At 71.3% G+C, this 17684-nt stretch carries 15 protein-coding genes; 7 read left to right on the forward strand and 8 right to left on the reverse strand.

Annotated elements, in window-relative coordinates:
• Positions 1 to 166: 166 nt before the first annotated feature.
• Genes VLK66_RS09095 through VLK66_RS09110 form a run of 4 tightly spaced genes read right to left on the reverse strand, consistent with a single transcriptional unit; the run spans position 167 to position 4977 of the window.
• Entirely contained in the window at positions 167 to 1774 is a 1608-nt protein-coding gene (locus tag VLK66_RS09095; RefSeq protein ID WP_325309082.1) for a DHA2 family efflux MFS transporter permease subunit, read from the reverse strand.
• 7 nt (positions 1775 to 1781) lie between these two features.
• The gene (locus tag VLK66_RS09100) at positions 1782 to 2918 is read right to left on the reverse strand and encodes an HlyD family secretion protein (RefSeq protein WP_325309083.1); all 1137 of its coding nucleotides are present in this window, start codon (positions 2916 to 2918) and stop codon (positions 1782 to 1784) included.
• A gap of 27 nt (positions 2919 to 2945) precedes the next feature.
• Positions 2946 to 4286 carry a TolC family protein gene (locus tag VLK66_RS09105; protein ID WP_325309084.1) on the reverse strand — a complete coding sequence of 447 codons (1341 nt, stop codon included), beginning with the start codon at positions 4284 to 4286 and terminating at the stop codon, positions 2946 to 2948.
• Positions 4276 to 4977: a TetR/AcrR family transcriptional regulator gene (locus VLK66_RS09110; protein WP_325309085.1), complete on the reverse strand. Its 702-nt coding sequence runs from the start codon at positions 4975 to 4977 to the stop codon at positions 4276 to 4278. Before VLK66_RS09110 ends, VLK66_RS09105 begins: the two co-directional genes overlap by 11 nt.
• A 612-nt stretch (positions 4978 to 5589) precedes the next feature.
• On the opposite strand from VLK66_RS09110, the gene VLK66_RS09115 reads away from it, so the two are divergent.
• From VLK66_RS09115 to VLK66_RS09135, 5 genes are all read left to right on the forward strand, one after another.
• On the forward strand, positions 5590 to 6156 hold the full coding sequence (locus VLK66_RS09115; protein WP_325309086.1) for an RDD family protein: 567 nt from the start codon (positions 5590 to 5592) through the stop codon (positions 6154 to 6156).
• A gap of 222 nt (positions 6157 to 6378) precedes the next feature.
• Complete coding sequence (locus VLK66_RS09120; protein ID WP_325309087.1) at positions 6379 to 6855, forward strand: hypothetical protein; 477 nt, start codon at positions 6379 to 6381, stop codon at positions 6853 to 6855.
• Positions 6855 to 7607, forward strand: coding sequence for a hypothetical protein (locus VLK66_RS09125; protein WP_325309088.1), 753 nt, complete (start codon positions 6855 to 6857; stop codon positions 7605 to 7607). Before VLK66_RS09120 ends, VLK66_RS09125 begins: the two co-directional genes overlap by 1 nt.
• 124 nt (positions 7608 to 7731) lie before the next feature.
• Positions 7732 to 8124, forward strand: a complete 393-nt coding sequence (locus VLK66_RS09130; RefSeq protein WP_325309089.1) for a hypothetical protein — start codon at positions 7732 to 7734, stop codon at positions 8122 to 8124.
• A gap of 46 nt (positions 8125 to 8170) precedes the next feature.
• Positions 8171 to 8893, forward strand: a complete 723-nt coding sequence (locus VLK66_RS09135; protein ID WP_325309090.1) for a hypothetical protein — start codon at positions 8171 to 8173, stop codon at positions 8891 to 8893.
• A gap of 93 nt (positions 8894 to 8986) precedes the next feature.
• Here VLK66_RS09135 and VLK66_RS09140 read toward each other — a convergent pair whose 3' ends face one another.
• The 4 genes from VLK66_RS09140 to VLK66_RS09155 all read right to left on the reverse strand — a co-directional run bounded on the left by VLK66_RS09140 (position 8987) and on the right by VLK66_RS09155 (position 14183).
• Positions 8987 to 9712, reverse strand: a complete 726-nt coding sequence (locus VLK66_RS09140; protein WP_325309091.1) for a hypothetical protein — start codon at positions 9710 to 9712, stop codon at positions 8987 to 8989.
• Entirely contained in the window at positions 9709 to 10650 is a 942-nt protein-coding gene (locus VLK66_RS09145) for an ABC transporter ATP-binding protein (protein ID WP_325309092.1), read from the reverse strand. Before VLK66_RS09145 ends, VLK66_RS09140 begins: the two co-directional genes overlap by 4 nt.
• A 392-nt stretch (positions 10651 to 11042) precedes the next feature.
• Positions 11043 to 11990, reverse strand: coding sequence for a polysaccharide deacetylase family protein (locus VLK66_RS09150; RefSeq protein WP_325309093.1), 948 nt, complete (start codon positions 11988 to 11990; stop codon positions 11043 to 11045).
• Positions 11991 to 12113: 123 nt separating this feature from the next.
• Entirely contained in the window at positions 12114 to 14183 is a 2070-nt protein-coding gene (locus VLK66_RS09155) for an NAD(+) synthase (protein ID WP_325309094.1), read from the reverse strand.
• 350 nt (positions 14184 to 14533) lie between these two features.
• Between VLK66_RS09155 and VLK66_RS09160 the strand changes: the two genes are divergently transcribed.
• Together VLK66_RS09160 and VLK66_RS09165 are read left to right on the forward strand one after the other, a co-directional pair.
• Positions 14534 to 16195 carry a serine/threonine-protein kinase gene (locus VLK66_RS09160; protein WP_325309095.1) on the forward strand — a complete coding sequence of 554 codons (1662 nt, stop codon included), beginning with the start codon at positions 14534 to 14536 and terminating at the stop codon, positions 16193 to 16195.
• Between the two features lie 106 nt (positions 16196 to 16301).
• The gene (locus VLK66_RS09165; protein ID WP_325309096.1) at positions 16302 to 17621 is read left to right on the forward strand and encodes a M20/M25/M40 family metallo-hydrolase; all 1320 of its coding nucleotides are present in this window, start codon (positions 16302 to 16304) and stop codon (positions 17619 to 17621) included.
• Positions 17622 to 17684: the final 63 nt, after the last annotated feature.

The raw sequence follows: 17684 nt of genomic DNA on the forward strand, positions 1-17684 counted from the left end.
ATGCCGGAAGATGGCGCTCTCGCATGCCCTGAGGTGAACCCAGTCGGAGAGCCGGATGCGGGAAATCCGCACGTCCGGTTCGATGAGCGGGTCGGGGAAACCGGGCGAACATGCCGCGGCGCCCCGACTCGACTCTACTGAAACCAGTCTTTTAGCGGATCTGGTATCAGTGTGCCATGCCGCCGCCGCCGCTCGCCCTGCCCCTGCGCATGAGGAGCAGGAGGGGGAGGGTGAGCCCCATCCCGATGCCGAACATCAGGAACAGGTGCTCGTAGCTGAGCATGGCCGCCTGCCGCATCACCTGGCCCTGGATCAGCGCGATGGCCTTGGTCTCCGCCACGGGCGCGGGGGTGCCCTTCGCGATCATCGCCTGCGTGATCATGGCCAGCCGCTCGCGCGTGGCCTCGCCGTAGCGGCTCACGTGCTCGCTCAGCGCGGCGTAGTTCTGCCCGCGGAAGCGGCTCACCAGCGTGGCCGTGACCGCGATGCCGATGCTGCCGCCCAGCTGCCGCGTCAGGTTGTACAGCCCGGTGCCGTTGGGAATCTTCTCCATCGGCAGCTCGGCCAGCGCCAGGTTGGTCATGGGGACGAAGATCAGCCCCAGCCCCACCCCACGCAGGATCAGCGGCCAGAAGAAGTCGCCCTGCCCGCTCTCGGTGGTGAAGTGGCCGTGCATCCACATCGACGCGCCGAAGATGGCCACGCCGCACACCACCAGGATGCGCCCGTCGATCTTCCCCGTCGTCCTCGCCATCGCTGCCATGGTGAAGGCGCTGGCCAGCGCGCCGGGGAGGATGACGAACCCCGTCTGCTCCGCCGTGAAGCCCAGCAGCGTCTGGAGATAGACGGGGAGCACGAACACCGTGGCGTACAGGCAGCACCCCAGCATGGCCGCGAAGGTGATCCCCGCGGTGAACTGCCGGTTCTTCAGGATGCGCAGGTCCACGATGGGGTGCTCGGTGGTCAGCTCGTGCCACACGAACCAGACGAGCGAGACCGCGCTCACCACGGCGTACAGCAGCACCTCCTTCGAGTCGAACCAGTCCAGCCGCTCGCCCCGCTCCAGCATGGTCTGCAGGCACCCGATCCCGGCGATCAGCAGGCCCAAGCCCAGCCAGTCCACCCGTTCCACCTTCTGGGCGAAGCGGCTGTCGCGGATGAAGCCCAGCGTCATCGCCAGCGCGATCATCCCCAGCGGCACGTTGATGTAGAAGATCCACGGCCAGCTGAGCGCGTCGGTGATGTATCCCCCCAGCGTGGGGCCCAGCGTCGGCCCCACCATCACCCCCATCCCGAAGATGGCCATCGCCGTCCCGAACTCTTCCCTCGGGAAGACTTCGTAGAGGATGGACTGCGAGGTGGAGAGCAGCGCCCCGCCGCCGACGCCCTGCACGATGCGCCAGAAGACCAGCGCCTGGAGCGTGTGCGCGTTGCCGCAGAAGAACGAGGCGACGGTGAAGAGGGCGATGGAGGCGGCGAAGTAGCGCCGCCGCCCGAAGCGCGCCGAGAGCCACCCGGTGATGGGAAGCACGATCACGTTGGCGACGACGTATCCGGTCGACACCCAGGCGATCTGGTCCAGCGTGGCGCCCAGCGTGCCCATCATGTGCGGCACGGCCACGTTCACGATGCTGGTGTCCAGCAGCTCCAGCACCGACGCCAGCGTGACCGTCAGCGCGATCAGGTAGCGGTTGCGGTACGGGTCGTCCGCGGCCGCCGCCCGCGCAGCAACGCGGGCGGCGGGGAACGGCAGCGTCCGGGTAGACGTGCTCACGGCCGGATCAGCTCCGCGCCTTGATGCGGACGAAGGCGCTCATCCCCGGGCGCAGCGGGAACCCCGCGTCGCCGCGCCCGTCGAAGCGGATGCGCACGGGAATGCGCTGCACCACCTTGGTGTAGTTCCCCGTGGCGTTGTCCGGCGGCAGCAGCGAGAAGCGCGCGCCGGTGGCCGGGCTGATGCTTTCCAGCCGCCCGTGGAAGGTGTGGCCCGGATAGGCGTCCACCTCGACCTCCACCGGGTCGCCCGGACGCAGGTCGCGCGTCTGCGTTTCCTTCAGGTTGGCCGTCACCCACACGTCGTTCAGGGGGACCACGGTCATCACCGGCTGGCCGGGCTGCACCAGCTGCCCCACCTCCACCGACTTCTTGGCGACCACGCCGTCCATCGGCGCGGTGACCACCGAGTAGGAGAGCTGCAGCGCCGCCGCGTCGCGCGCCGCGCGCGCCGACTCGATCTTGGAGCGCGTCACGCGCACGCCCGCGCCGGCCGCGGTGGCCTGGCTGCTGGCGGCGCTGGCGTTCTCGCGCGCGGCCTGCACCTGCGCGTCGGCCGCGGCCGCGGCGGCCACCACCGCGTCGTACTGCTGCTTGGAAACGATGTTGCGCTCGGCCAGCGGGCGCAGGCGCTCCACGTCGCGGTGCGCCTTGGTGGCGTTGGCCTGCGCCGCGGTGATGTTGGCGCGCGCGGCGCCGGCCGTGGCCTGGGCCGCGGCGGCCTGCGCCACCGCCTGCCCGCTTCCGCCGGTGGTCTGCTCCTCGGCCGCGGCCAGGTCGGCCTCGGCGGCCTCGAGCTTGGCGCGCAGGTCGCGGTCGTCCAGCACCATCAGCGTGTCGCCCCGGTGCACCTGCTGGTTCTCCTCCACCCGCACGCTGGCCACGTAGCCGCCCACGCGGGGAAGCACGGGGGTCACGTGCCCCTCCACCTGCGCGTTGTCGGTGGTCTCCCAGTTCCGCCCCTGCCACCAGCGGTAGCCGAAGTAGCCGACCAGCGCCAGCAGCAGCACGGCCAGGATGGGGAGCACCGGGCGCTTCTTTTTCGGCGCGTCGGGGGCCGCCGCCCCGTCGGGGGAAAGGGTCACTCGCTGCGGCCCGGCGGGAGCGTCGGTGGCCGTGTTCATCTTGGCTGTCGCGTTGGCCATGGTGTCTTCGTCCTCGCGGTTCATCCGTCAGCGGATGTTCAGGGTGGTTCCGGTGGCCCGGGCCAGGTTCACGCGCGCCTGGGCCGAGGCGGCCTGCGCGTCGATCACGGCGTCCTTGGCGCGCACCAGGTTCTGCTGCGCGTTGATCACTTCGATGTTGGTGGCCAGCCCGTTGGCGAAGCGCTCCTGCGCCTGCGAGAGCTCCTCGTTGGCCAGCCGCAGCCGCTCGGCCGCGATGCGCTGCTGGTCCTGCCCGTTGGCCACGTCCAGCAGCGCCGAGCGCACCTCGGCCTCCACCTGCTGCCGCACGTCGGCGGCGCGCACGCCGGCCTCGCGCGCGGTCAGCGCCTGGTGCTGCTGGCGCGCCTCGCGGCGGAAGCCGTCGAAGAGCGGCGCCGACACCTGCACGGCAATGTTGTAGGTGGGAAAGGCGTCGCGCGGGTTCAGGCCGGTGATCCCGTAGTCGGCCGCCAGGTCCAGCCGCGGCAGGCGCTCGGCCTGGATCGCCCGCGTGGCCAGCTGCGCGGCGCGCTGCTGCGCCTCGGCGCTCCTCAGCTCCGGCCGGTTGGCCATCGCCGCCCGCATCGCCTCCGCCTCGTCCGCCGGAACGGAGATGGCGGCGGTCTGCGGCCCCAGGGCGTCGGCGATGACGAAGTTCGTGCGCGGGTCGATCCCCATCGCCCGGGCCAGGTTCACCTGCGCCTGGTCGAGCTGGTTCTGCGCCACGGACAGCAGCCCCTGCGCCGCCGCCAGCTGCGTCCGCGCGCGGGTGACGTCCAGCGCCGTGGCCACCCCGCGGTCCAGCTGCGCCTGCGCCAGGGTGACCAGCTCGCCCGCGAGACGGACGTCCTCGCGGCGGGCCGACACGGTGGCGGCCGCGCGCTCGGCCGTCACGTACGCCAGCGCGGCGCGCGCGCCCGACGTCTCGGACGCCGTCGACACCTCCGCCTGCGTTCCCGCCGCGGCGGCGCGGACGGCGCGCACGCGCGCCACGCCCGCGGGGTCGAACAGCGCCGTCGAGGCGCGCAGGCGCGCGTCGAACACGTCCACGGGGCCGATCTTGGGGTTCAGCGACTCGCCGGGAGGAAGCGGCAGCGCGAACCCGAAGGTCTCCAGGTTCTGCGTGCGCCGGTCCTCGCTCACCGCGGCCGACAGGGTGGGGAGCAGGGCGCCGCGGGCCTCGCGGATCCGCTCCTCCGCCTCGCCGGCACGCAGGCCGGCGATGCGCACGCCGGGCGCGGTGTCGGCCGCGACCGCCACGGCGCGCGAAAGGGTCAGGGTCACGGGCGGCGCGGTGTCCTGCGCGGCCGCCGTGCCCGCCATGAGCGCCAGCGCGGCCAGGGCCGCGGGCGCGATCTCAAGCTTCATCGGTGTCGTTCTCCGTCTCCGGCTCCTTCGCCAGTCCGCGAAGGAAAAGGTCCATGTGGAGCTTCAGGTAGCGGTCCATGTCCCACCCGTCGGGGTCGTGCTGCATCATGGAGCGCTTGTAGATGGACGCGTTCGCCAGCGGCGCGATGGCCAGCCGGGCCGCGTCGGTCACGTGCACCGGGCGGAACTCGCCGCTGTCGATCCCGCGCTGGATGGCCGCCTGGAAGATGCGGCGCCCGCGGACCACCACGTGCTCCACGTAGTACTGGGCCAGGTGCGGGAAGTTGGCGGCCTCGCCCGTCATCAGCTTGCTCAGGCAGGCCACGCGCTGGCTTCCCATCAGCTCCCACCACCCCTGCAGCAGCGTGCGGATCAGGTCGGCGGCCGACCCGGTGCTCCGGGCCAGCATTCGCTCGCCGGTCTCGATGTTGGGCCCCATCATCTCCTCCACCACCGCGCGGAAGAGGTCTTCCTTGCTGGGGAAGTAGAGGTACACGGTGCCCTTGGTCACGCCGGCGCGCTTCGCAATCTCGTCCATGCGGGTGGCCGCGAAGCCCTTCTCCACGAACAGGTCCAGCGCCGCCTCCACGATCTCGCCGGGGCGCGCCTCGCTGCGCCGCCGCCAGCGCGGGGCGTCCTGCTCGGGGTCCTGCTCCGCCTCGTTCAGCCGTCCCTCGGTGTCTGCGCTCATTCCGGGTACCGCTCTTGTGGGTAGATAACTGACTGGTCAGTAAGATACGGATTTCGTTGCCGCAGTCAAGGGCAAACCGGAAGTCGCGTCCGGGATTGAAGATGGGGATTCCGGGCGATGAAAAGATCGTCGGAAGATCGGGGTCGAAGGGTGGAGATGGAGAGATCAAGGATGGCGAAGATGGAGAGATCGAAGATCGTGGAGATGGAGGATTGGGAAGGATCGGGACCGCGCGGATGCGCAGGGCCCCTCGTCCAAACGGTCATCCCTTCGCCAAGCGAGATTCCCGACACGCGCGTGTGGGACCAATCCGCGCACGCCGGGGAAGCCCGCGCAAGTCGGTGACGCTTCACCGCTTGACACCACCGAAAAGTCCGTTTACGATCACACTGCCATAGTGAGCATCGTTCAGGCGCGATCCGCGCCCTGGCCATCCGCGCGGCCCTCCGGCCGGCGTTTCCTTCCGTCCCCACGCGGACGACCGCTTCTCCCGCCGCCCCCTGCCGGGCGGCCCGCACGTTTCCTTGGCGGCAGCCGGGCAATTCCGCCGGCGCCCGCCGGACAAGGTGGGGCCCTCCCCGCCTCTCTCTCCCTCTCCCCAGGAGGTTCTCCATGGACCCGCAAGCCCCCCGCACCGAGAATCCCGCCGGCGGTCCCATGTACCAGGCGCCCGTTCCGGCTCCGACCTATGCCGGTCCCGGCGGCGCGCCCGGCCAGCCGGACATCGTGAAGCGCGGGATCGCGGCGTTCATCGACTTCGCCATCATCGGCGCGGCGAACGCCTTCATGACCCTCGTGCTCAGCATCGCGCTGGGGTGGATCGGGGCGATGGTGGCGGCCGCCGTGGCCACCGCGCTGGTGCTGGGGCGCGACATCGTCATCGAGAACCGCTCGCTGGGCAAGAAGCTGCTGGGCCTTGCCGTGGTGCGGGCGGACGGAAGCCCCATCACCCTCCAGGAGTCCATCCGCCGCAACGCCACGCTGGCCATCGGCACGGCGGTGGGAATCCTGGGCGCCGTGCCCCTCCTGGGGCTGCTGGCCATCCCGCTGTACCTGGTGGCCGCGGCCGTGGGCTTCTACGAGATCTACCTCGTGGCCAGCAGCAAGCCGCGCCTGGGCGACAACCTGGCCGGCGGCACCCGCGTGGTCTTCCAGGGGCAGCCCGCGATCGCGTTCTGACGCCACGGCTCCTCCCGGGGACGCCACCGCCGCAGTCCGAGCGCCCGTCCCGCCTGCCGGGGCGGGCGCTCGCTTCCCTCCCACCACCCGGCTCACTCCCCAATTGTCGCGTTCCGCGCGGCACGCGATGCAGAAAATCCTTGCTTCCCGCGTACGTAGCGAGCACTTTGGGTTCGTTGCATGCGTGGGTCCCCTTCGCTCCTACCCTCCGGAGAAAATCAGATGAGCATCAGCACTGGCGGAACACACCGGCCTGCCCCCAGCGACCCGCACAGGACGGTGAGCTGCCGCGGCGCCAGGCACAATCCGCCGCAGAACGGCACCGGCGGGTCCACCACGCCCCCGGATGACTACGAGGTTTCGTTCTATCCCGGCTTCGCCAGCCACGTGCACGTGAACGAGCACGAGGTGTACGCCGAGACGCCGGGGAGCCCGTTCGTCCTTCCCAGCGGGTGCGAAGAGCCGTGGAGCAGCAGCGCGGTCACCATCCGCAACACCGCGAAGAACTTCAACGTCACCCTGCACATCGACGACCCGCAGCACATGATCCACCGCATCCACGTGGAACTGCTGGACCCCGCCAGCAAGAAGCAGCTGAAGTCCGCCGAGCGCGGCGCGGTGACGGCGTACCAGACCGCCCCCAAGCCCGACACGATCGTCGTCACCAACACCCCCACCCTGTGCCCGCCGGAATGCTGATGGCCGCCCTTGCACCGCACGTGGTGCGATCGCTGTCGATGCAGCTGGTGTTCGCCACGCTCACGCTGGGCTTCGGCATCCTGGCGCTGCGGGTGGCGCCGCGCCCCGGGCGCAACGTGCGCCTGGGCGCGTGGCACCTCGCGGGCGTCACCTTCACCACCATCGGCGCGATCGCCACGGTGGTGGACGTGCTGGCCATTCCCGCGGCGGTGCAGGGCTCCGGCCGGTTCTTCGACTTCTTCCTGCACGCCAGCACCATCGGCAACGACGCGCGCGGGTTCGCGGTGTTCGGCTTCGCGCTGGCGCTGACGGACATGATGGTGCGCCGCAGACCCGCGCCGCCGCGCCGGGTGGTGATCTGGGGGATGGTGGGGCTCCTGGCCGTCGGCGCGGGCGTCGGCGTGCTGGAGGGCGCGTTCGTCGGCTCCCGCCAGCACTCCGTGATCGCGCTGGTGAGCGGGGCCACGGTGGTGGCGCTCTTCGCCGCGCTGTACGCGGGGATGGTGAGCAACTCCATCGACTGGCACCTGTGGGTGGCGCTGGGGATCTACGCGGTGCGCGAGGCGCTGGCCTCGGTGATCTCGGCGGCGCGCGCGGCGGGGTACATCGCCAACGAGTGGAAGCCCTCGGCGGTATGGATCTTTCCGCTGGGGATGGCGTCGGTGCTGGTCATGCTGTGGTGCACGCTGGTGAGGCTGGGCGTGGCCCGCGGCACCGACGCGCCGGGGCTGCTGGAGCGCCTGCGAGGCTGAACCCCTTCCTGATACGCAATCTGTTACCCTGCAACGGCATACCCTTGCCGCGGCGCCCTGCCGCGCCCATTTTTCGCGCGCCGCAGGTTTCCTTCCCTTCCTGTCCCACGTTTTGGAGGATCGTATGTCGGACGGCCACATCACCGCCGAGCTCAACAACTACACCGTCACCTTCCATCCCGCGTTCGCCAGCCGCTGCGCCGTGACCGGCGACGACGGCGAGTGCGAGGTGTACAAGCAGGCCAAGCCGCACAAGCTGAACGGCCAGGGCCACCCCAAGAAGCACACGATCCGGCTGCAGGGCGGCAAGTACGGGCGCGACATCACCCTCGAGGTGCACGACCCCAAGCACGCCATCAAGCAGGTGCACCTGGAGCTGTACGGCGACCGCGACCCCAGCCACATCGGCGACAGCCGCGTGGAGTACCCCGCCGTCGAGTCCTTCACCGCGCTGAACACCGCCGAGCTCTGCCCGCCGATGTGCGACGACGGCACGGGCGACGGCACCAAGCCCTGACCCCGGGACCATGCTCGTCTATTCGCTCCAGCTGGTCGGAAGTCTCTTGCTGCTGATGACGGGGGCCGCGGCGCTTGCCGTGGGCCTCCGTGCCCGTTCCGGCGACGCGTACCACGCGGCGGCGTGGCGCGCGACGGGCGCGACCTTCCTGGCCGAGGGCGTCAGCGTCACCACGCAGAACGCGTTCGGCGGCGCCGCGATGCACGCCGGCGGCACGTCGTCGCTGATGAAGGCGTACCTGGCCTGGCTGCCGGTGTTCAACCACAGCCGCACCTTCATGGTCACCGGCGCGCTGCTGGCGCTGGCGTGGCTCGCGCTGCACCGCGGCGCGCCCGGGCCGCGCTTCTGGACCGGGCTGGTGGCGCTCCTCTGCCTGGGCACGGCGGTCGGTGCCGCGCTGGGGGTGCGCGAGGGCTCGTTCACGCGCACCGGGCACGTGACGGCGCTGGCGGGATGGGACCTGATGGAGCTGCTGGTGATCCTTCCCGTGCTCTTCCTGCTGCTGGTGAAGAACCGCGTGGACCGGCTGCTGTGGGCGCTCCTGGGCGCCTACGCGGCCAGCCTTGCGCTGGGGATCTTCTGGTTCCTGGTGCTCGGGCAGATCGCCCCGGGATGGACGCCGTCGAACTGGTCGCGGGTGGCCGTGCGCGACGCGCTGTACGTGGGGATGGCCGCCGCGGCGCTCTTCCGGTGGCTGGCCGTACGCAGGGGCAGGGAGGTGCACGGGATGCTGGGGCCGCCGCCGCTGCGCGTCTCCATGATCCGGTAGCATCCGTCGGCGCAGGGAAGAAGCAAGCGGCGGCGCGGGAGACCGATCTCCCGCGCCGCCGCTTTCTCATCTCCATCCTCCGTCATCTCCCGCCTACGGCCACTCGCGGCGCCAGAGGAGGAGGCCGGCGAGGGCGAGCCAGAAAACGCCGTACCCGGCCGCGAAGGAGACGGGCGCCCAGGGAGAGCCGCCGGTGACGACCAGGTCGTACGCGTCGCGCAGCGCCAGGTGCGGCGGGAGGACGAACGACACGGCCTGGCGGAGGAGGAAGGGCCCGGGAGGCGCGAGCTGGGCCTCCTCGAACATCCCCAGAATGCCCAGCCAGAGGTCGGTGAGGAAGTAGATCGACAGCACCATCGCTCCGTCGCCGACGGGGAGGACGACGGAGAAGAAGGCCAGCACCGCGCCGTAGATGAGCGCGAAGAGCGCCGGCTGCGCCAGCGAGCCCACGCCCGCCCGGATCTCGCCCCACGCGGCCAGCTGCGCCAGGATGAAGAACGCGCAGACGATCAGCATGGTCACCGCGTAGGCGACGGTCCAGCGCAGCGCGTAGAACGACACCGGCCGCGTGGGATGCGAGAAGTAGATGCGGAAGTACCCGCGCCGCCGGTCGCCGGAGATGAAGTCGGTGAGCAGCACCAGCATGGACGCGGCGGCCAGGTTCGCCAGGGTGAAGGCGATCTCGCCGGGCGGCACGTAGTCGGCCGAGCCGGCGGCGGCGTGCACGTGGAAGCTGGGCTCGATGAGGTAGAAGCCCAGGCAGACCACGGCCACCGCCACGATCCGCCAGCGCAGCTGCCAGAGGTAGAGGGTGATCACGGGCGCCCCTTTCCGCGCTTGCGCACCTCGCGGAAGCGCTGCTCCAGCGTCTCGCGCTCGGGTGCCAGCGCGCGCAGCGCCACGCCGCGGGCCAGGAGCGCGGCCACGCGGCGGTCCAGGTCTTCCACGTCCGCCGGCTGCACGCGGAAGGAGAGGGGCGAGCCCTCCTCGGCCACCGCGTCGGGGAAGCAGGCGAGCACGGCCTGCGCGGCGTGCGGCGTGGAGTCCACGACGATGCGGTAGGCGGGGAACCGGGCCTCGGCGGCGCGCAGATCGATGACCTCGCGCACCTGCCCGGCCACCAGCACGGCCACGCGGTCGGCGGTGCGCTCCAGCTCGTTCAGGTCGTGCGAGGAGATCAGCGCCACGCGCCCCGGCGACGCCGCGCGCCACTCGGCCACGATGGCTCGCAGCTCGGCCACCCACTCGGGGTCCAGCCCGCTGGTGGGCTCGTCCAGCACCATCACCTCGCGCTCGCCGAGGAGCGCCTGGCCGATCGCCACGCGCTGCAGCATTCCCTTGGAAAGCTCCCGGATCTTCCGCCCCTCCGTCCCGTCCATCCCCACCCGCTTCAGCGCCGCCCCGATCTTCGGCGCGGGATCGTCCAGCTCGCCGAGCGAGGCGAAGTAGCGCATGGCGAAGCCCACCGTCCACGACTCGGGGATGGTGGGGAGTTCGGGGACATAGGCCACGCCGCGGCTCTGGGCCCACGCGCGCGGCTCCATCCCCCCGATGCGCACGGTGCCGCGGGTGGGGCGGAGATAGCCCAGCAGGAGCTTGATGAGCGTGCTCTTTCCCGCGCCGTTGGGGCCCACCACGCCCATGACGGTGCCGGGCGGCACGTGCAGCGACACCCCGTCCAGCGCATGGACGCGGTTCTTCCGCGCGGTACCAAGCCAGCCGCGATATTCTTTCGCCACGTTGTCCAGGTGGATCATGGGCGGGACGGTACGCCGGGGCGTGGCGGGGCGCAAGGATGCGGGATGGGGATTAAGGAAGTGCTAAGTCCTAAGTCCTAAGTCCTAGGTGCTGAGTGCTGAGTGCTGAGGGCCAAGTTCGCGCGCCGCATCCGCATCGCGCCCTCTCCGGCCGGCCGAGGCCGTCCACCTCTCCCGTACCGGGAGAGGTAGCTTCCCCACCATTGGTGCGGAACCGCGATGCCGCCACTCCCCGCACCGAAATGATGTCCGCGAAGGCGGACTGCGTGCCGTTGTAGCCGCGACTTCAGTCGCATTTTCCCCCACACAGATGCCGATTTTCCACGCACTCAGCACTCAGCACTCAGCACTCACACTTGGCACTTGGCGCTTGGCACCAGACACTTTCCCCCTCACCGCCCCGCCGCCGCCCCCGTGACGTACGCCGTTCCGTGGCGGTCCAGGCGGTCCAGCACGATCTGCACGGCATTGCGGTAGCCGATGATGCGGTCGATGCTGTGGCCGTCGTAGCGTGGATCGTACGGGCTGACGTTGGGGCCGCCGCTGACCTCGAGCACGGCGGGATGGTCGTAGCGCACCACGCGGCCCGACTTCGGATCGCGCCAGGCGCCGTGCCACGCGAGCGGGCGGTTGCGCGGCCACACGCCCAGCGGGAGCGCGAAGGTGGTGATGCGGTAGCCGGGCACGGCGGAGTCCACCGCCATGGCCAGACGCGCGATCTGCTCCTGGATGAACGCGTCGGAATAGCGGTCCAGCCGCGCGTGCCACTGCGTGTGATTGCAGATCTCGAAGCCGCTGCGCACCAGGAAGCGGAGCTTGGGGTACCGCCACGCCGTCTTCTGCCCCTGGATGTTGCCGTTGCCGAAGAACGAGCCCCCCGCGTCGCCCGCGCTCAGCACGCAGAAGGTGGCCGCGTTGCGCCACCCCGGGTGCGTGGCGGTGAAGCGTGTCCAGATGCCCACGGCGCTGGTGGGGTCGATCTCCAGCCTTCCCCCCGCGCGCTCGATGTAGCGGAACTGCGACGGGCTGGCGTCGTCGAACACGGCCACGAACGGCTTGTACCCGGCGGGGAGCACCGCGTCCATCCGCCGGCCGTTCATCTCCGCCACGGTAACGGGGCGGTAGCCGCGGCGGTACAGCAGCTCCAGGTCGCGCTGCAGCTCCCCCGGCGTATGGTGGAACTCGGTGGGCCCCGCGGCGATCACGTGGTACTCGAACACGGGGACGTACCCCATCCGGTTGGGCGCGAACGGCCCCCGCTGCGCGTCCGGCGTCCGCGCATCCGCCGAATTGCAGGCGGCGAGCAGGAGGGCGAGCAGCGGCGTGATGTTCATCTTCATCTTCATCTTCGTCTTAAATCCTTCGAACTGCTGAACTTCACGCGGAGGCGCGGAGGCACGGAGAACTCACCGTGCGTTCTCCGTGCCTCCGCGTCTCCGTGCCTCCGTGTGCAGCCGATCGGTTCAGGATTCCGGGACGTTCAGGCGGAGCTCGTCGAGCCAGACCACGGCCTCGCTGTCGCTGGGCGCGCGCCAGTCGCCGCGAGGGGAGAGCGAGCCGCCGGAGCCGACCTTGGGGCCGTTGGGCATGGCCGAGCGCTTGAACTGGCTGGTCTTGAAGAAGCGCCAGGCGAACACCTCCAGCCAGCGCCGGATCGTCGCCAGGTCGTACTGGTGGCGCTTCTCCGTCGGCACCAGCGCGGGCCAGGCACCGCGCTCTTTATCCCCCCACGCGTGCAGCGCCAGGAACGCCACCTTGCTGGGCCGGAAGCCGAAGCGCGTGACGTAGTAGGTGTTGAAGTCCTGCAGCTCGTACGGCCCGATCACCTCTTCCGTCTTCTGCGCCGGCGCCGAGGTGTCTGCCGCGCCCTCGGCGTGCGGCACCAGCTCGGGGCTGATCTCGGTGTCGACGATGGCCTGCAGCACGCGCCCGGTCTCGTCGTCGAACTGCCGGCTCCCGATCACCCAGCGGATCAGGTACTGGATGAGCGTCTTGGGCACAGAGGCGTTCACGTTGTAGTGCGACATCTGGTCGCCCACGCCGTACGTGGCCCACCCCAGCGCCAGCTCGCTCAGGTCCCCCGTCCCCAGCACCAGCCCGTTCTGGTAGTTGGCCAGGCGGAAGAGGTGCGAGGTGCGCTCCCCCGCCTGCACGTTCTCGAAGGTCACGTCGTACACCGGCTCGCCGGACGCGAACGGATGCCCCAGGTCCTTCAGCATCTGCGTCGAGCTGGGGCGGATGTCGATCTCCCCCGCGGTCACGCCCAGCGCGCGCATCAAGGCCCACGCGTTCCCCTTCGTTCCCGAGCTGGTGGCGAAGCCGGGCATGGTGTAGGCCAGGATGTTGGTGCGCGGCAATCCCAGCCGGTCCATCGTCCGCGCGGCCACGATGAGCGCCTGGGTGCTGTCCAGCCCGCCGGAGACGCCGATCACGATCTTCTGGATCCCCGTGGCGGTCAGGCGCTTCATCAGGCCGTGCACCTGGATGTTGTACGCCTCGAAGCAGCGCTGGTCCAGCACCGCCGGGTCGTCGGGGACGTAGGGGAAGCGCGGCACCTTGCGCTCCAGCGCCATCCCGGCGGCGGCGGGGACGGCGAACTCGAACGGCACCGCGCGGATCTCGCGGATGCGGTCGCGGTAGGCGCCCACGGTGTCGTTGAACGAGTTCATCCGCATGCGGTCCTGCGCCAGCCGCTCGAGGTCGACGTCGCCCGCGATCACCTGCTCCTCGTCGGCGAAGCGGCGGCTCTCGGAGATCAGCTCGCCGTTCTCGAAGATCATCGAGTGCCCGTCCCACGCCAGGTCGGTGGTCGACTCGCCCGGCCCGGCGGCGGAGTACAGGTAGGCGCAGACGCAGGTGCCGCTCTGCGCGGCGCACAGCTCGCGGCGGTACTCGGCCTTGCCCACGGTGATGTTGCTGGCGCTCAGGTTGGCGATCACCGTGGCCCCGGCCAGCGCCAGCCAGGTGCTGGGGGGGATGGGCACCCACACGTCCTCGCAGATCTCCACCGCCAGCCGGAATCCGTCCACGTTCACCGCGTCGAACACCAGGTCGTTGCCGAAGGGCACGACCTGCCCCAGGAAGCGCACCTCGCGCGACGCGGCCATGCGCCCGGAGGTGAACTGCCGCTTCTCGTAGAACTCGCGGTAGTTGGGGAGATAGCTCTTGGGAACGATGCCCAGCACGCGGCCGCGGTAGACGACCACGGCGCAGTTGAAGAGCTTGCCCTCGAAGAGCAGCGGCGCGCCGACCAGCAGCACGGGGGTGAGCGACACGCTCTCGCGGACGATGCGGGCCAGCGCCTGCACCGTGGCGTCGAGGAGCGCGCTCTGGTGGAACAGGTCGTCGTTGCTGTACGCGCTGATGCCCAGCTCGGGGAAGAGCGCCACCGCCGCGTTCAGCTCCGAGGCGCGGCGCGCCAGCCCCAGCGTGCGCTCGGCGTTGAACGCCGGGTCCGCCACGCGCACGTGCGGAATGCAAACGGCCGCGCGCACGAAGCCGTGCGAGTACGGGTTGTGGAAGGGTCGATCCATCGCGCGCGTTCGTCCGGTTGAGGTCCCTCTGCAACTTGGACCTGCGCACCGGCAGGCGCAATCGGCGGACCGGGTAAGAACGGCGGTGCGGGCGAGAATTTCAGTCCAAAACAAACTATAGTTTGTCTCGGATGACTTATAGAACAAACTATAGGTTGACAGGACACCCGAGGAAGACAACCGCGGACGGGGGCGACGTCGGGCCGCTGATCGCATTCTTGCGGCTGACACCCGCCGCACCGATACGTCTCGCCACTTCCTCTCCCGCGCCCACCGGTTCGCATCTTGCCGGAGAGGCGGGGTTCGTAGCCCCACCCCACACGCGATGCGTGCCCCGAGCAAGACGGCGGATGTCTGGACTGGAAAACCTGCTCGCCGGCAAGACACTGGTGAAGCGGTACCGGATCGAGGAAGTGATCGGGCTGGGCGGGTTCGCGGCGGTGTACCGCGCCGAGGACCTGCGCCTGGGCCGCCCCGTGGCCGTAAAGATCATCACCCTGGCGGCGGACGACGCGGCCGCGCGCGAGCGGCTGCGCGAGCGCTTCGAGCGCGAGGCGCGCGCCGCGGCCAGCCTGCCGCACCACCCCAACGTGATCACCGTCCACGACTTCGGCACCGACCCGGAGCTGGGGCTGGACTTTCTGGTGATGGAGCTGCTGAAGGGCGAGAACCTGGCGCAGCTGTTCAAGCGCGAGGGGCGCCCGCCGCACGACGTGGCGCTGGCCATCCTGCGCGACGCGTCGGAGGGGATCGCGGTGGGGCACGCGGCGGGAATCATCCACCGCGACGTGAAGCCGGGGAACATCTTCCTGGCCGAGCCGCACGACGACGATCCGTTCCGCGTGTGCGTGCTGGATTTCGGCATCGCCCGCATCGCCACCGACGACCCGGAGCTCACGCGCACCATCGGCGCCGAGAACCCGCTCACCGCCGCGTACGCCGCGCCCGAGCAGATGCGCGGCGACCACCACCTGACGCCCGCGGCCGACGTGTTCAGCCTGGGCGTGGTGGGCTACCAGCTGTTCACGGGCGAGAAGCCGTTCGGCGGCGCGGAGGGGCGGCGGGGGCGCGGGCGCGAGCCGGTGCGCCCCATCCACGAGCTGAACCCGCAGGTGCCGCCCGCGGTGGAGCGGGTGATCGAGCGGGCGATGTCGGAGGATCCGGAGCAGCGCTACCCCGACGCGGGCGCCTTCGCCGAGGCGCTGGACGCGGCGGCGAGGGAGGACGACGGCACCATCCTGGCCCCCGTGGGCCTTGGCGCGGCCGCGGCGATGGACGACGACCGTACCATCATCGCCCCTACCCCGCCGCCCGCGACGGTGCGCCCGCCCGCGCCGGAGCCCGTCGTCCAGCGCGCGCCGGAGCCGGGGCCGCGCATGGCGCCGGCCGCCGCGCCGCGCCGCAGCCGCGCGCCGATGCTCCTCCTCCTGCTCCTCCTCCTCGCCGGGGGCGCGGCGGCGGCGGTGTGGGGGATGGGACGCCGGAACGGGTCGCCCGACCGGAATCGACCGGACACGGGTGCCGCTCCGGCACCCGCACCCGCGGAAGACGAAGGCGGCGACAACGGCCCGGTGACGTCGCCCGCGCCCGCGCCGCCCCCGTCGTCCAGCGATGGCGGTGTGTCCCCATCCTCGCCCGACGGCTCCGGCCAGCAGACGGACGGCGGCGGCGCGGACAACACCGGCGGCGACGGTGGCGCTCAGCCGCTCCCGCCGATCGTCCGCACGCCGGGGATCGCGCCGCAGCCGGCGCCCGCGCCGGCACCGGTGCCGCCCGCGGCCCCGTCGCCCGCGCCCAGCGCGCCGCCCTCGGCACCGCCCTCGCAGCCCACGCCCCGGCCTTCGCCGCCGCCCGCGCCGGTGCCGGCACCGCCGCCGCCGCCACCTCCGCCGCCACCTCCCCCGCCGCCGCCGCCGGTGCAGGTGCCCATCCCGGTGCCGCAGGTGCCCGCGCCGAACCCGAACGCGCCGCGCGACACCATCGTCATCCCCACCAACCCGACGCCGCGGTAGGCACCGGCGGCTGGCGGGGCGCCGGGCGGCGCGCGAGATTCGGCGGAATCACCCGAACTCGCGCGCTGCTCCGGCGGCGCATCATCCCCCTGCGCTCCGCATCTCCATGCTCCGCACGCTCGTCCATCGCATCCTGCCCGCCGCGGTCGGGGCCGCGCTCGCGCTCGCACCGTCCGCCGTCCGCGCGCAGCAGCTTTCGCCCGAGGAGCGCCGCATCGCCGCGTACGTGGACGCGCACGCGGACGACGCCATCGCGCTGCTGGAGCGCACGGTGAACGTCAACAGCGGCACGCACAACCTGGCCGGCGTGCGGCAGGTGGGCGACATCTTCCGCGCGCAGCTGGACTCGCTGGGGTTCGAGACGCGGTGGGTGGAGCTGCCCGACTCGCTGCACCGCGCGGGGCACCTGTTCGCCGAGCTGCGCGGGCGGCGCGGGAAGCGCGTGCTGGTGATCGGCCACCTGGACACCGTGTTCGAGCCGGGAAGCCCGTTCCAGCGCTTCGTGCGCAGCGGCCCGACTGCCAGCGGGCCGGGATCGAACGACATGAAGGGGGGCGACGTGATCGCCATCTACGCCCTGCGCGCGCTGCGGGCCGCCGGCGTGCTGCGCGACCGCCGGATCATCGTGGCGTTCACGGGAGATGAAGAAGCGCCGGGGCGGCCGCTCTCGGTGGCGCGCGCGGAGCTGATCGAGGCGGGGCGGCGCAGCGACGCGGCGCTGGAGTTCGAGGGCGCCAGCCGCGAGGAGGACGGCACGGAGACGGTGGTCACCTCGCGCCGCAGCTCCAGCGGGTGGACGCTGTCGGTGCGGGCGCGGCCGGCGCACTCGTCGGGGATCTTCGCCGAGGGCGTGGGGAGCGGGGCGATCTACGAGGCGGCGCGCGTGCTGGACGCGTTCCAGTCCACCCTGCGCGAGCCGGGGCTCACCTTCAGCCCGGGGATGATTCTGGGCGGCACCGAGGTGCAGCTGGACACCGGCCAGAGCCGCGGCACCGCGTTCGGCAAGTCGAACGTGATCGCCGCCACCGCCATCGCGACGGGCGACATCCGCACGCTGACGGACGAGCAGCTGCAGCGCACCCGCGAGCGGATGCGGCAGGTGCTGGCCACGCCGCTGGCCGGCGCGCAGTCGTCCATCACCTTCAGCGACGGCTACCCGTCCATGCCGCCCACGCCGGGGAACCTGGAGATCCTGGGCGTGCTGAACGGCGTCAACCGCTCGCTGGGCCTCGCCGCCGCCGCGCCGAACGACCCGGGGAGGCGGGGCGCGGGGGACATCTCGTTCGTGGCGCCGTACGTGAGCGGCATCGGCGGGCTGGGCGCGCACGGCACCGGCTCGCACACCGAGCGCGAGACGGTGAACCTGGAAACGCTGCCGCAGCAGATCAAGCGCGCCGCGCTCCTCATCTACCGCCTCACGCGGTGAAGGGAGCGTCAACTGTCTCGCGCACCCGTGGAAATCCACCACTCGGTGGCTGATTTTCAGCCA

The organism is Longimicrobium sp. (assembly GCF_035474595.1).
Taxonomy (GTDB): Bacteria; Gemmatimonadota; Gemmatimonadetes; order Longimicrobiales; family Longimicrobiaceae; genus Longimicrobium.